The following is a 14122-nucleotide window of genomic DNA, read 5'->3' on the forward strand; positions in this document are numbered from 1 at the left end:
AAACCTCCTATTTTCCATCCTTTGTTGAGTTAGGAAAAATAGGAGGTTTTTTTGTGTTCATTCGAAATTTTTTACTCAGCTCAGCTTTAAAAGATTTAAATCCACATATTCAACATTTATCCCCAAAAGAGGGTACAATTAATCGTCATGTAAAACATGTCATCTCTTATATAGATCATATTTTATTAGATTGCGAAGCAAAGAATACATATGATTACCTAGATTCTCCTCAAAAATATCGTGCTTTAGAAACAATCCTATCATTTTTAGTACAGAATGGTTATTCTCAAGTATCTCAGAAAAAATTAAGTCGAAAATCTAAAGTATCTCTTCCACTTATTAATGAAATAATATGTTTTTTAGAAGACCTTGGTGTTTGTCATCAAATTAAGACTAGACGCCACGGTAAGATTGCACCTTCTGTTTATATTCTCGCTTTACACAACAACTATTTAAAAATCTTAGAATATTTCAAGGAAAAATGGGCGTTAACTATTGATGTTTGTTCCACATTTACAGATTTTTTGTGTAAGAGTTTTAATAAGAAAAAAGACATACAATCTGAAGAAACGCAACTTTTATCTACTTCAACAGGATTAGATTTATTTAATCCTGTTGAAGTAGAACCTGAAGAAAAAGAAAATGAGGAACAAGAAACGAATTCTGACGAAGATAAAAAATTGGAAACTAGCTTACAAGAGATACTGGCGGCAAGATTACAAGAAATGAATGATTTTATGAGTGAAGATCAGAAGAAGCTTTATCTCTACATGTTAAGTAAAGATACAAATATTACTGAAAAAGATGCTTATACAATTGCATTGCGTATGCCACCAGACGTAGATTGGGAAGTAAGAAAGACTTTCGAGGAGTGTGTACGCTATTTTGAGCATACTCAATCAGATGTAAGTACTCCTGCCCATTTCATAGAAATGTATACAAATAAAATAAATGCTTATAGGGAACTGCGCAAGGAGAAATTAAAAGAACACATGGTTAATACGGAGTTTGATAAGCCATTTAAGAACCAAATTGATTTTAAGAAGTTACGAGAAATACTAGGTTTTAACTCTTAACTGCTATTTCTAACAACAAAATAAGAATCATATAGCCTTGTTGAAAAAATTAAACCTCACAAGGCTTTTTGTCATGAAATTGTATTTTTAAATTTAAAAATCCTTTTAATCAATTATTAGTTTTTAAGTTTGAAAGGGTGTTTTTAGAATAAGTGAGCTAAATTCATACATAGAATGATAGCTACATTGAATAAGGAATTGAATAAGAAATTGAATAAGAAGAAATCTCTAACCCCTTGTGAGAGTAAGAGCCAATAGGATAAAATAAATCCTAATATAACTAATTTTTTTAATTATTTAAAACATGATTTAAATAATATAGATGGTGTTTCTTATAAAGATTTAACTATTTATATGTGTTTTTATAATAAAAAACACAGGAGGTAAAACTTACCCTCCTGTGTTTCCATGTTGATATTGCACTATTATATTTTTTGATTTTTGAAGAGTATTTACATTATCAATATTTAAAACACTTAATAATACTATAGCACTTAATACAGTGAATTTTACTATTTGCATGAAAGCACCTCCTTTTTATTAGTTTGTTTTGCATAATTGTAAGATAAACTATAACATTCGCAAGATTTAAAATATTCATTTTCCTGCTTATACTTATGTGCAAGTTGCTCAAAGTACCTTTGATTATACGCTGTTAAATTTTGCTTTTCAAAATATAATTTCCCTTTTAAAATTATTTCTTCAATTTCTATACCAGGTAAATCTAGTACAAAAGCTTGAAGAATATTAAAGTGATGTAAATATTCTTCATGATGTAAAGATTTGCAAATATGTACCCCTCTTTCAATACAATCAAGTGCATCCGCATTTTTTCCCAATTTGAAAAGTTCTTTTGCTTCAACAAATAAAACTTTATAATTATTTAATACTTTTTTGTTTACCTTAGAAAGATAATGTAAAGATTGTTCAGTTAGCTCTTGTTCTGAATACATAAAACCTAAATTTTGCTGAACCATTAATATCCAATTTTCTTCATTAAGTTTTTGAAACGTATGTAATGCCTCGTAATAAAAATCTGCTGCTAATTCATAATTTTTTAAATCTGTACACATTAATCCGAGTAAATTGTTACAAAAAGCAACATTTGTTTCAAAAGTATCGTTTTTAAGAAATACTTTCTTAGATACTAAGACCTCTTTTATTCCTAAAAGAGATTCAAAATTGTCATATAAAGAAATGGCTAACATATAATGGAATTCTGCATATTCTAATTCATCAGGAACATCATGTAATAATTCTTTTGCTTTATAGAAATAAGCTTTTCCCTCAATATAATTTCCCACAGCGTTAAAATAAATTGCTTTAAAAAATGTGTAGTAGTATCCTAAAATACCTGTAAGCGGTATATCGAAAGTATCAATAACATCAAAACTATCTTTTGAAATATTGAAATTATCTAGTAAGAAATTATATCGAAAGTGAATAAGGTGATAGTGAAGAGCCAAATCAGAGTTTTTTTGGAATTCATCAAAATGCAAGTCGATTTTTTCTTTTAAGATAATAGAACTGTTTGAGTCCCTTTTACGAATAGCTGCATACAAATCATTTAATTGCTGTGATAAAGATTCGATATTGTGTAATGAACTGTTCATTATATCCCCCTCTTATATTTCCACATTAAAAATCCCCTTTAATTATAACAAAATAAAAATATTTCTGAATAATAAAACTATATTTCTCAAGTTTATTATGACATAAACTTTCAATATATATAAATTTTTCTGTAATTGGAGTATAACAACTAATTCGTAATATATTTCATGCATATATGCATATCCAAAATTTACATCATTTTGGATTTAAATGTAAAATGTTGTTTATTTGAAGGGAAGACTGTTAGGATTCGTCCATAATTGGCTGAATATGACTCTACAAGGATGCAGCAAATTTCTTTAGGATTCCCTAAAAACCTCGAATATAACTCTAACAACCATCCCCAACCCCTTCCAAGCTTGGAAGGGACTCGCTTGGCGCTAGCCAGGCAAACAGGTTTGGAAGACCTTCAAACCTATTTGCATAGGTTCAAGCGTTTGGGATAGGCGAATCTGTCCATTCCTTATCCTCCCTCGCCAAGAACGCTCAGTCCGGTATCATGGACAGATACCATGTGTACGCTACTATTGTTTGATAGTGAGAATAATAGGTTTTAAAATAAGGAATTCTCCAAGTATGATGGAGGGTTCCTTATTTTTCGTTCGATTAATACGGGGAATGACTACAATTTATATGGAAACAGAAACAACCTTCATGAAATTTTGCATCTACAAACTCCCTGCGTTCAAAAAACTTGCACAGAATGAAACGTGTAAAAACGGAATAAAATTTATACTTATTTCATGTAAAACGAAAATAAAAATAAAACGTTGAATAAAATTTATTTCTGTTTTATATAAAGATAAAATATAAATAGAATAAATTTTATTCTATTTATATTGAAAACGGAATAAAATTGATGTATAATAAGGGTGTAAGAAGAAAATGAAATAAATTTTATTTTTTATAATTGTTATTTAGAATAAAAAAGGTAGGAGGAACTGAAATGACGAATGGAAATCTTAGTGTGGTAGAAAAAATTAAAGTGAATGTGGAAGCTGATCTCGGAAATAGTAATTTGAAAATTTTTATTAATGATGAATACGTAACTGTACCGAATGTCTTTCAACGTGTTCATGGGGGAATGGATGCCTATGAATCTGATGAAAATAAGAATGTACTAAATTTATTGGAGAATTTATATGTTCATGTATCTAGTAGTGCAATTAAAAGGAATGGAAGTTTTTTAATCGGGAAACGTGCCATGCAAAACTCTGAAAAAATGAAAGCGATGAATATTAAGATTGCCAATAAACATGAAGAAGATCTTCCAATTATTAATACATTAAGTGTTATTGGAGCAAAAATGATTCAAAAAGTATATAAAGAGACAAAAGCGATTCCTGATGTATTGAATATAGATATAGATTTAATAACTGCTATTCCTGCAAGTCAACATACCCCTAAGACAGCTCAATTCCTTGTAAACAGATTTACAGAGAATAAACATGTGGTAATCATCTATGTCGGTGACAGACCTATCACAGTACAAGTTGAATGCTCTAAAGTACGAGTTACAAAGGAAGCATTAGCAGCGTTATATGCGATTACAGAAGCTCCAGATGAAATGTTCAAAGAGTTTCAGGAACTATACAAAGATCGTTTAGATAATAAAAAGATTACAGGAGACTTCTTTAAAGATAAAAAAATTCTACATACGGATATTGGCGAAGGAACAAGTGAGTATATTTTTACCGATGGTTTAAGTCCAGTCTTAGACAGTTGTTCTGGTGAAAGAAGAGGAATTGGTCATGCAATTGAAGAAGCGTGTACCTTGTTAAATAAAGAAAGAACAACTAATTTTAAGAGACAGCAATTTACTGAAATTCTTTTAAATAAAAATGATAAATACTATGAGGATGCATCCGAATTTATATACAATACAAGATTTGAACAAGCGGAACTAATTCAAGAAGATGTAGAAAACAAATTCACGAATGATACAGGCGGTCAGGCTGAGGTGTTAGCTGTGTACGGAGGTGGTAGTATCTCGTTAAAAGAAGAATTATATGATGAATTATTAAGGTTGTGTAAAAGAACGGGTATGATGTTATTATATGTTCCAGAAAAATATGCAATAGAATTAAATCCAAAAGGTATGAATGTTTTGAGAAAAATCATTGATTAAAAAAACAAATATCAAAGTAGAAAAATACGTCATATATATAAGTCCCACTTATATTTTCGACATCACCATATGATGTTTAAAACATCCAATAAATCGGTATGACTTACATCTAAATGAATTTAGGCATGGTGAATTTCTAAGGAGGACTTATATATGTAAAAAGGTGAGTTGAAATGAAACAAGAACAATATAATTGGAAATTTAAAAAGATGACAGATGATCCAAGTTTTAAAGAGTGGCATAGTAACCAAGATAATATCTCACACTCATTGAATACATTGGTTAGCTTTATCATTCGTTTAATTGGAACAGGTGATTTAGGAAGTTTCGATAATCAAACAAAACTGCAACAAGTTTTATTACTACAAGATGAATCATTTATTAATGCCGTTGCGAAGAGAGTTAATACTCGTTCATCAAGTAGCTTTGTTGATACAGATCAGGAAAGAATAGATGAAAAAACAGTATTAAAAGAAATGAGTACAGAAGCTTCGAACCAGCAAATTCAAACAATAGAACAAGAAGCTCAAAAGATGATAAAAGAAGAACATTCAACAGAAAACAATAATCTAGAAACATATGAAGAAGTAAAGAAAAATGCAAAAAACTTTTTTTAAAAAGGTGGAATTGAACTGTATATAGAATTAGATTTCGTCATGCAATATTTAGATCATAAAAAGATACCTTGTACGTTTGTGCTGCAAGGCGGGAAGTCGGTAAAGGGAATTATAGATGGGAGAGATACCTATACTATTTTCGTTCAAACAGAAGAAAAGACGCATTGTTTGTTTAAAGGTTCCATTATGGATATTATTCCAGCGGAGAAATTAGATTTAAAAGAAATTAAAGACATTACCTATAACTGGAATGAAGAACAAATGAAGAAAAAACAATTGAGGCAAAAAAAATAACATCAGTAAAAATCCCTGTTCGTAGAAACGGAATTCTAAGACAGGGATTTTTCTTGTTGTATTGCTTTTATTCTCATCATTGTTGTGAGATATGCTAAATCTTCTAAATAGCAATACTCACAGATTTTTTGATTAGAAAACTGAAGTGTGGAGATTTTAATTTTGTGCATTTCTTCTTTGTTCGAGTGTTTGAAATCATCTGCTGTTTTTTTGATTTTACGTGATTTACTATAACTGAGGTGTCCAATTAAATCATTGCATTTTATACAATGCTTCATTGAGCACCACGTTTCGATAAGTAACTTATTATTTGAATCAAGTGGAGTCCTTCTTTCAATAAATATTTTAAAATGAAGAGAGGATTTTATCATTTATTGTGATAAGACACCTCTCTAAATACAGTTTCAAATTTACCTTTTTCGTTATCCCATTTGCTCTTACTCATAATGAGATAACGAACATAATGATTGTCGGATTTATTGTGAGCTGATATCATCATTGCATCTTTTTTGCTATAGCAAGATATATCGTGTATTCTCCACGTCTTTTGCAAGTCAAATGAAGAATGTTTCAGATTTTCACAAGCTTGTTCTAGGTTACTTGCTTGGATGAATAAAAGTGTACTATCAAACATATTTAACGCAACGTACGTTGTCAGATGCATGGAAATAATAATCTCCTTTTGTATGAGTATAGTTACTTTAAAAGGCCTATAGAGCTACAGAAGAATGTTTGGAAACAGTATTGTTATTTTCATCTTCAGATGAAATATATTTTATTTGCTGTGCGCTAGAAAATAAATTCTCGATTTTTTCATTAACACGAATAGAAATTGATTCAAATAATACTTCTCGTTCTTCGATAGATAGATGCTCAATATTGAAATATTTTTCTGTTAGTTCACCAGTATCTTTACACAGCTTCTCTCTTTTTTTCTTTTCCTCAAGTTTCATTTTTCTTTTTAATTCTTGTTTTGCTTTCTTGAGTTGTTCTTCTTTTTCTAGAAGTGCTTTTAGTTTTTCTTCGGTTTTATTACTCATGTAATCTACCACCTTTTATAAATTACTTTGTTAATCTACTAAGTATTTTCTTTTTTATGAAAACGATTAGGTGTATTCGCTTTGATGTAATTAGAAAATATTTTAAATACTTCCTCTCGATCTTCAATTGTCATGTGATACATATCGAAGTATTTTTCGCATAATGCACCAGTTTCTATTAATCGTTTCGTTCGTTTTTTTCTATCATGCTGTTTATCTTGAAATTGCAATTCTCGTTTTGTGATTTTTAAGTATTCTAATTCTCGTTCAATCTTTTTTAGTTCCGTTTCATGTTTCACTTTTTATCACCTGAATTCCAGTATATAGAAAAACTATGTACATCAATTATAATTTGTGTGGATAATAAAATCAATAAAAATAATTCAGAAAATTATAGAAAGAAAGAAGAAAAGATGGTAAAATATTCACTGTAAGGAACGTACAGTGCGCACTTACACAAACTTTCAGTTTGTACGTTTTACCAACCGAAATACATCGGTTGTTCCCTACGGGGTTTGTATAGTGGAAGTATCAAATTTGAGGAGGTGAACTAGGATATGGCGATCTATCATTTAAAGGTAAAAACAATTTCAAGAAAGAAACAACAAAATGTAGTAGCGAGTGCTGCGTATCGAAGTGGTGAATCATTGCATTGTGAACGAACAAAAGAAACAAAATACTACTCTCGTACCGTGCAACCTGAGACGCATATCCTAGCACCTTCTGAAGCACCATCATGGGTTTTTCTTCGTCAAGATTTATGGAATGAAGTAGAACGTTTTGAAAAAAGAGGAAACAGTCGCTTAGCAAGAGAAGTGGTTGTAGCAATCCCAAATGAATTGTCAGAATCGGAGCAACGAGAACTTGTTTTAACATTTGCACATGATACATTTGTACAACAAGGCATGATTGCTGATGTTGCCATTCACCGTGATGACAAAAATAATCCTCATGCCCACATTTTATTGACAACTCGTGAGATTTCTCAGGATGGATTTGTGAAAAAGAAAAATAGAGATTGGGATAAGAAAGAAAATCTACTTGCATGGAGAGAAGCATGGGCGAAGTATACAAATTTGTCTTTAGAAAAAGAAAATGTACAAGAGAGAATTGACCATCGTTCTTACGAAGAACGAGGAATTGAGTTGTTACCAACAAAGCATGTCGGTTATAAAGAACATCAGTTAGAGAAACGTGGGATTCGTACAGAAACAGGAGAATATAATCGTCGTGTGCAAGCCTATAATCAGCGTCTTATTTCCTTACAAGAAAAGAGACAATCGCTCGTTAAAGAACAACAAAAGAAAGAAACAGATTCGATTTCAAAAGTAGAGATATCCGTCAAAGGATATGTCGCTCTTCATAAAAAAATTGAGCTTGTTACGAAACAACAAGAACGTTTACAAGATAATAAATCGAAACAGAAATTACATTCTTATACATGGTTAAAAGAGCAAATTGAAACATCCGCTTATCGACAGTTAGAAGAGAAAAATCTGCACGTATATATTCAAGAACAACCAATGGAATTACAAGGTGAATATTCGGTTCGCATGTATGAAAAAATGAAAGAATTGCAAACAGAAGATATGGTGTCACTTGTAGAAGCGGTCGAGCGTGACATGGTTATGGAAAAGGTTGAAAGTCATCTGAAGCAATCTGTAACTTATGAACGTCTACAATCTCATGTAGTCCTGTTAGATCGTTGGGAAAAGAGTATGCAAAAACAGCAGAATAATGGACGTATTTCGGATACTCGTTATGTGTCAAATATGAATATATTACAAGCGCAAAGAGAGGATACGAAGCAAGCCATTCAGTGGTATGAATTGCAAGCGATGTCCTATCTTTCTCGCCAAGGATACAGCGTATATCTTCGTGATTGGAAGGAAGAAAAACACCCAGAAATTGCGATTCAATTGTTAGAAGAAATGAAACAATCGCCTACAATTTCTATGGGCATGATTGTGCAAAGAGTGAAAGAAAATGAAGTGTTATCAGAAGCGCAAAAAATTATCAGAAAAGAAGTAACCATTGATGCCATTGATATGCGAAGAAAGCAACTCCATAAATGGAAAGTGGCGGAACAAAAACAAAAACGTTCGGAACGTGTGGAACACATTATTGAGCAAGCAAAAGTGTTAGTGAAAGCTCGTAAGATTTTAGTAGAACGTTGTGAACAAGAGTTGAAACAATATCCGAAAACACAAGGGATTATTCAATCATTAGGGATGACAGAAAATAGCCCTGTTATGAGTAAGTGGTTAAGCTGGAAACAAGCGATGGGAAGAGATGTAACAGAAGAAGAAAGTATGTCTTATGTAACAAAACTTTCGCTACAGCAAAAAGAAGAAAAAATGTTACAGGAAGCCAAAAAAGTATTAAGAAAAGAAGTAACCTATCACAGTGTGTCTGTGGCTATTGACCAGTTGCAAGAACAATTAACGGATACACCAATTAAAATCATCTTGAATGAAGCTAGAACAAAAAGAATGGCATATGAACTTGCGATTGAACGAGCAGGTGAGTATCAAAAACTTTCTTCAAAGTGGAGAAAAACAAGTTCTCATCAATATCAATTAGAGAAATTAAAAACGTGGTTAACTCAAAAAGGAATTGATGTAAATAACCTAGCATATAGTTTACAACGAATGAAGTGGAATGTAGGGAAAATAGAGAAAGAAGCGCTTCGGAAAGAACGGATAGCGGAAGTGCAATTACCACGTATACAACAAGCGAAAAAGGTATTAGAAGAACAGGCGATTCGTTATGTAGGAGAAACGTATCCAGAGCTAAAAGACTTGTATACCCATCGTCATTTACTGAGTCAAAAAGAGCGACAAGTATTGGTTCAAATGAAGCTGTGGAATGAAGAAAGTGGCAAGGTGTATGATTTTGTGAATCGTCAAGGGAACTTGGAAGACCTACAAGATAAAATTATTCGTAAAAAATTGCATGTGAAGCAAAGTATTTCACATGTATCAGCGGTGGTACAAAAATTTGCGAAAGTACACCAGGCAGAACAAGTCTTAGCACAAGCAGAAGAAGAGAAGAAAGAGTTAGAAACAAAAGGGAATACGTTCAAGCGAGTGGTACTACGAGACCAAACATTACTCAAAGAGTATCAGGCTGTACAGGAGCGTATTGAAAAGGCGAAAGAGGTTCTACAAATCAAGCAAGAGTTAGTCAAAGAAAATGGGGAAGCACGCCAAGCAGAGTTGGAAGAACTGAAGTTGTCGTATCATCAATTCCAAGAAAAAGAAAATCGTTTAGATGGCTTACTGGAAGTGTCAGATATTCTGGAGCGTACGCGTCAAAAAATGCAGCAAGAAGCAAAAGAAAGAGAATATGAGCATCAACAAGCAATCAGAAGGAAAAAAATGAAACATAGAGGTTTAGAACTCTAGAAGGAAAGGGTGAATAGCTTGAAACAGACAAAGGTGTTATATAGTGTCATCGGTGCTTTACTCCTTGTAGTGGGAGTTATGGTCGGAATCATCGTAGCCAAAAGCGGTGATTCCTCTCCTACGGAACAAGTAGCAAAACAGGAAGTACAACAGACCTCTCAAAAGAAAGAGCAAAAAAAGAAATTAACAGCTGATGATGTAAGAGTCGTGGAGCAACGCACGAAAGAATATTTAGATCCCTATGTACGTGTGGAAGGGTTGAAAATTTCTGATGAAATGGTGCGTGAGATACAACAGAAGTTTTTAACAAAGCGTGTACAAGAAGAAGTATTACCGAAGCATACATATCTCGCAGATTGGCGTGGGGCAACACAACAAGGGATGGTACAAACTTATCAACTACTAGACAAATACAGTCAAATTGATCAGCCTAGTCAAACAATCACGACATATGTGAAATATAGTAAGCCTGCTGATGTATACGGACAAACTGTAGATATTGAGTTTTGGATAGAGTGGATAGAAGAAAATAAAGAATGGCGCATTAATAGCAGTTCGAACTGGATTAATCATTCAACAGGTGAAATGCTTCCTGAAGCAAAACCGATTTCTGATAATAAGCGAAATATTTTAAAAGGTGGAAGAGAAATTCGCTTCCCTATCAACCATTGATGAAAAAATATAATCTTGAGTAGAAACGCTATTTGATGAAATAGCGTTTTTTTGTGTGTACAACTTTAGTTTTCTTCTACTCCCTCATATGTATCTAAAGAACCTAGAATTTTATCAGGATGGTGAGGATACATGGGACAATATCAGATGTTGTACAGCACACCGTATCTTTATTCTTCTCGAACGTTACAGGAAATGTATAGGGGTGCGAGAAAAGAGGACGATATCACTGCAATACAAGGGCATATGCTCCGTCATGACGTGTATTTAGATCGGCAATATCGAGGGTACTATTCTTTGAGTGAAAAAATTGAAGATGATTTGTATGGAAACGAACATCCCGTCTCTTGGAATGAATTATTAGAAGATTATCAGTTGTTTAAGGATTCCCAAGGGAATTTATCCATTCAACCGAAAGGATGGCGATAACATGACCATTATAGGCGAATTAGGGATTGTATATGGCTTGACAGGTGCAACTGTTATGGGTATTAAATTGCTGAACAGAAAAGGGCTTCACCTTCCCGATTGGATGCTACGTGCGGGTCTCAAATGCTTGTTGATTGGCACGGTCTGGTATGTGCTACGTGATATGCTCGATGTATTTCTACGCTAGTATTTTATCGGGTAGTTGAAGGGAGCTGTCGCAATGCATGGAAACAACTTCTTTCTTATGTACTACATAACCCCAACTACCTCTAGGGAGGTATGGAGTATATGTTTTCGCTTTTATTCGTACCAATTACATTTTTGACAGTGTCGTATTTTTATAAGGGAAGAGAGCTAAGTGATAAAAAGAAAATCAAAGCGTTTTTTGAAATTACGAAAGTGTGCGTACAACATAAAGGAGAAATGCAGTACCCCGTATTTTTGAAACAAACAGAGGATGATATTAGTACAACATTTGTCTATCGGCTGCCATTAGGTGTGCCGAGTCAGCTCATACAGAAGTTAGCGCAAGTATTAGAGGAAGGGCTGTATAAACCCGTCATGATTTCCTTTCAACGACGGGAGCTGTTTATACGGGTATTCCAGCAATGTATTCCTGAAAAATGGCATTGGTCGAGTGAATTGTTACGAGAGAAGACATGGAACGTCATCATGGGAAGAGCGTTAGACCGTATGATATATCATGATTTTGAAAAAACACCGCATATGTGCGTGAGTGGGATGACTCGTTTTGGCAAGACAGTTTTTCTCAAAAATATGATGACCAGCTTAATTTTACAGCAACCCAGTCATGTGAAATTCTATGTGATTGACTTAAAAGAAGGATTGGAATTCAGCCCTTACAAGGACTTGGCACAAGTAGAAGAAGTGGCGGAGAATCCCATGCAAGCATTTGATATGTTGACACGAATTCGTGAAAAGATGGTGGAACAGGTCGTACGCATGAAAGAATCTTATTTTACCAACATTGTAGATACACCAATCAAAGAACGCTATTTCATTATAGTTGATGAATCAGCGAACTTGTGTCCAACACAGGGATTGCCAAAACAAAAGAGAGATATGCTCTATATGTGTCAAGAAATGTTATCGGAAATAGCGAGGATTGGCGGAGCATTGGGGTTTCGCCTGATTTTTTGCACCCAGTACCCGACTTCTGATACATTACCGAGACAAATAAAACAAAACAGTGACGCCAAGATTGGATTCCGCTTACCGACCGTAGTGGCTTCACAGGTGGCGATAGATGAAAGTGGATTAGAAGAACTTCCATCCATACCAGGGCGAGCGCTTTTCAAAACAGATCGTGTAGAAGAAATTCAAGTGCCTTATCTGTCCAATAAGGAAATGTGGAATGCATTAAAACAGTATAAGGTGGTGAAACAAATTGAAATATCAAAAACTGAAACAAAAAGCGAGACAAATCGAGATTTTATCGAGTTTAAGTAAATTGGAATTTGCGTCTAGACGACAGTTGCAAGCCATTCATTGTCTAGGTAGCATTCGGAATGCCAATCGTATTCTGAAGGATTTACGCTCCTACTGTCATGTGACTTCGCACAACCGAGAGTATGTGTATTATCTCAATAAAAAAGGGATGGCACTACTAGGCATACAGGCAAAAGAAAGAAAAAAGAAGCATCAATTAGAACATATTTTATTGCGAAATGAAGCATGGATGTGGCTAGATTTTCCGAATTGGAAAACAGAGCAAGTCATTACTCTGCGCTATCAAGGAGAAGAAAAAACAATTATCCCAGACGCATTTTTCACAAAAGACAATGTTCCTCACTTTGTAGAAGTAGACCGGCTACAGCATATGAAAGTAAATGAAAAGAAAATACAGTATTATGCTTATTTAACTAACATTTATCAGAAGCAAAAACAAATAAAGCCCATTATCATTTTTTGTACGATTTCTGACTGTAGGGAGAAGCAATTAATGAAGTATGCGCTGAAACATAATGTGTATGTGCAGACGTATTTGTTACAGGATGTTATATAAAAAGGTTGAGTTAGAGCCAGAAATCTGTATAATCAACATTTTTATTTGTTAACTTTTTTACTGTATTAATAATCTTTGAGCCAGTTTTTAGAGATGGAAGGAAGGCATTTCCTCTACACAATCGACTAATGGTTCCCTCACTTACACCGCTTTTTTTAGCAATTTCATGTTGTGTTAAGTTATGTTTATCTATAAATTTCCCAAACTTACTTCTAGGTTTCCCTATTCCAAACCAACTCATGTTTTCACCTCAAAGGAATGTGATTTTAGATATTAGCATGTCCAAAACTTTAATTTTTAAAACCTTTGATAAGTTGTAATTCTGAAGAAACGTTTATCATATAAATAAAGAAAGAATTTCAAAGAGTGAAAAATTGTAATTATTTTACGGAATATAGCATACATATTAATAGCTACAAGTTGCGACTACACTGAAGTATAAATTGCAACTTGTTGTAAAGGGTATGCTAGTAAAATAAAAAAGCGAAAACTCTTACTCTCGCAAGGGGTTTCGCTTTTTGTATGAAGTGAAGAATTGGAAGTAGATAAGAAGAAAACTAATAATTTCACGTACTATAATGTAAAAACATGTAAAATAAAAGAGGAACATCTGAAATAAGGGGTTTTCTCTGTCATCCTGTCGATATTTGCTGTATAATAAGGAAGATTAATTAATATGACTTCCAATATGCGGAGTTTAACATGTTTCACTTTTTTCATAGTAGCTTCAACAAAAATCAAAATCCCTATGTATAGCAGGCACACAATACTGACGTTGTATTGTATGCCTGCTTGTAAATGTCAACATAAACATGTACA

At 33.2% G+C, this 14122-nt stretch carries 16 protein-coding genes; 10 read left to right on the plus strand and 6 right to left on the minus strand.

What is annotated here, in order from left to right; translation table 11 throughout:
* Positions 1-53 precede the first annotated feature (53 nt).
* Complete coding sequence (locus RT27_RS02920; RefSeq protein ID WP_043935279.1) at positions 54-1076, plus strand: hypothetical protein; 1023 nt, start codon at positions 54-56, stop codon at positions 1074-1076.
* A gap of 390 nt (positions 1077-1466) precedes the next feature.
* Here RT27_RS02920 and RT27_RS36050 read toward each other — a convergent pair whose 3' ends face one another.
* Together RT27_RS36050 and RT27_RS02925 are read right to left on the minus strand one after the other, a co-directional pair.
* Complete coding sequence (locus tag RT27_RS36050) at positions 1467-1598, minus strand: hypothetical protein (protein ID WP_269429660.1); 132 nt, start codon at positions 1596-1598, stop codon at positions 1467-1469.
* Complete coding sequence (locus tag RT27_RS02925) at positions 1589-2689, minus strand: hypothetical protein (protein WP_043935280.1); 1101 nt, start codon at positions 2687-2689, stop codon at positions 1589-1591. Before RT27_RS02925 ends, RT27_RS36050 begins: the two co-directional genes overlap by 10 nt.
* Positions 2690-3636: 947 nt before the next feature.
* On the opposite strand from RT27_RS02925, the gene RT27_RS02935 reads away from it, so the two are divergent.
* The 3 genes from RT27_RS02935 to RT27_RS02945 all read left to right on the plus strand — a co-directional run bounded on the left by RT27_RS02935 (position 3637) and on the right by RT27_RS02945 (position 5729).
* Positions 3637-4818 carry a ParM/StbA family protein gene (locus RT27_RS02935; RefSeq protein ID WP_043935282.1) on the plus strand — a complete coding sequence of 394 codons (1182 nt, stop codon included), beginning with the start codon at positions 3637-3639 and terminating at the stop codon, positions 4816-4818.
* A gap of 173 nt (positions 4819-4991) precedes the next feature.
* Positions 4992-5435, plus strand: coding sequence for a hypothetical protein (locus RT27_RS02940; protein WP_043935283.1), 444 nt, complete (start codon positions 4992-4994; stop codon positions 5433-5435).
* Positions 5436-5450: 15 nt separating this feature from the next.
* Entirely contained in the window at positions 5451-5729 is a 279-nt protein-coding gene (locus RT27_RS02945; RefSeq protein WP_043935284.1) for an RNA chaperone Hfq, read from the plus strand.
* Positions 5730-6096: 367 nt separating this feature from the next.
* Here RT27_RS02945 and RT27_RS02955 read toward each other — a convergent pair whose 3' ends face one another.
* From RT27_RS02955 to RT27_RS02965, 3 genes are read right to left on the minus strand one after another with little or no spacing between them, the layout of a single operon-like run.
* On the minus strand, positions 6097-6393 hold the full coding sequence (locus RT27_RS02955) for a hypothetical protein (protein WP_043935287.1): 297 nt from the start codon (positions 6391-6393) through the stop codon (positions 6097-6099).
* Positions 6394-6439: 46 nt separating this feature from the next.
* Positions 6440-6769, minus strand: a complete 330-nt coding sequence (locus RT27_RS02960) for a hypothetical protein (RefSeq protein WP_000066815.1) — start codon at positions 6767-6769, stop codon at positions 6440-6442.
* A 38-nt stretch (positions 6770-6807) separates the two neighbouring features.
* Complete coding sequence (locus tag RT27_RS02965; protein WP_000680007.1) at positions 6808-7068, minus strand: hypothetical protein; 261 nt, start codon at positions 7066-7068, stop codon at positions 6808-6810.
* A 258-nt stretch (positions 7069-7326) separates the two neighbouring features.
* On the opposite strand from RT27_RS02965, the gene mobQ reads away from it, so the two are divergent.
* The 6 genes from mobQ (at position 7327) to RT27_RS02995 (ending at position 13303) form a co-directional block, all read left to right on the plus strand.
* On the plus strand, positions 7327-10176 hold the full coding sequence (gene mobQ, locus RT27_RS02970; RefSeq protein ID WP_043935288.1) for a MobQ family relaxase: 2850 nt from the start codon (positions 7327-7329) through the stop codon (positions 10174-10176).
* Between the two features lie 9 nt (positions 10177-10185).
* Positions 10186-10848: a hypothetical protein gene (locus RT27_RS02975; RefSeq protein ID WP_006920343.1), complete on the plus strand. Its 663-nt coding sequence runs from the start codon at positions 10186-10188 to the stop codon at positions 10846-10848.
* 132 nt (positions 10849-10980) lie between these two features.
* On the plus strand, positions 10981-11277 hold the full coding sequence (locus RT27_RS02980) for a hypothetical protein (protein WP_006920342.1): 297 nt from the start codon (positions 10981-10983) through the stop codon (positions 11275-11277).
* A gap of 1 nt (position 11278) precedes the next feature.
* A complete protein-coding gene (locus RT27_RS02985) occupies positions 11279-11464 on the plus strand; it encodes a hypothetical protein (RefSeq protein ID WP_043935289.1) in 186 nt (61 codons plus the stop codon).
* A gap of 101 nt (positions 11465-11565) precedes the next feature.
* Positions 11566-12747 (plus strand): FtsK/SpoIIIE domain-containing protein, encoded by a 1182-nt coding sequence (locus tag RT27_RS02990; RefSeq protein WP_043935290.1) that lies wholly within the window; start codon positions 11566-11568, stop codon positions 12745-12747.
* Positions 12686-13303 carry a replication-relaxation family protein gene (locus RT27_RS02995; protein WP_043935291.1) on the plus strand — a complete coding sequence of 206 codons (618 nt, stop codon included), beginning with the start codon at positions 12686-12688 and terminating at the stop codon, positions 13301-13303. Before RT27_RS02990 ends, RT27_RS02995 begins: the two co-directional genes overlap by 62 nt.
* 10 nt (positions 13304-13313) lie before the next feature.
* Here RT27_RS02995 and RT27_RS03000 read toward each other — a convergent pair whose 3' ends face one another.
* A complete protein-coding gene (locus RT27_RS03000) occupies positions 13314-13544 on the minus strand; it encodes a helix-turn-helix transcriptional regulator (protein WP_006920338.1) in 231 nt (76 codons plus the stop codon).
* Positions 13545-14122 lie beyond the last annotated feature (578 nt).

Source organism: Bacillus sp. L_1B0_5 (genome assembly GCF_000836715.1).
GTDB lineage: Bacteria > Bacillota > Bacilli > Bacillales > Bacillaceae_G > Bacillus_A > Bacillus_A thuringiensis_S.

Bases quoted from the DNA above. Each gene is read 5' to 3' on its own strand.
- RT27_RS36050 (WP_269429660.1), bottom strand. From the start codon at position 1,598: ATGCAAATAGTAAAATTCACTGTATTAAGTGCTATAGTATTATTAAGT.
- RT27_RS02925 (WP_043935280.1), bottom strand. From the start codon at position 2,689: ATGAACAGTTCATTACACAATATCGAATCTTTATCACAGCAATTAAAT.
- RT27_RS02935 (WP_043935282.1), top strand. From the start codon at position 3,637: ATGACGAATGGAAATCTTAGTGTGGTAGAAAAAATTAAAGTGAATGTG.
- RT27_RS02940 (WP_043935283.1), top strand. From the start codon at position 4,992: ATGAAACAAGAACAATATAATTGGAAATTTAAAAAGATGACAGATGAT.
- RT27_RS02955 (WP_043935287.1), bottom strand. From the start codon at position 6,393: ATGCATCTGACAACGTACGTTGCGTTAAATATGTTTGATAGTACACTT.
- RT27_RS02960 (WP_000066815.1), bottom strand. From the start codon at position 6,769: ATGAGTAATAAAACCGAAGAAAAACTAAAAGCACTTCTAGAAAAAGAA.
- mobQ (WP_043935288.1), top strand. From the start codon at position 7,327: ATGGCGATCTATCATTTAAAGGTAAAAACAATTTCAAGAAAGAAACAA.
- RT27_RS02980 (WP_006920342.1), top strand. From the start codon at position 10,981: ATGGGACAATATCAGATGTTGTACAGCACACCGTATCTTTATTCTTCT.
- RT27_RS02985 (WP_043935289.1), top strand. From the start codon at position 11,279: ATGACCATTATAGGCGAATTAGGGATTGTATATGGCTTGACAGGTGCA.
- RT27_RS02990 (WP_043935290.1), top strand. From the start codon at position 11,566: ATGTTTTCGCTTTTATTCGTACCAATTACATTTTTGACAGTGTCGTAT.
- RT27_RS03000 (WP_006920338.1), bottom strand. From the start codon at position 13,544: ATGAGTTGGTTTGGAATAGGGAAACCTAGAAGTAAGTTTGGGAAATTT.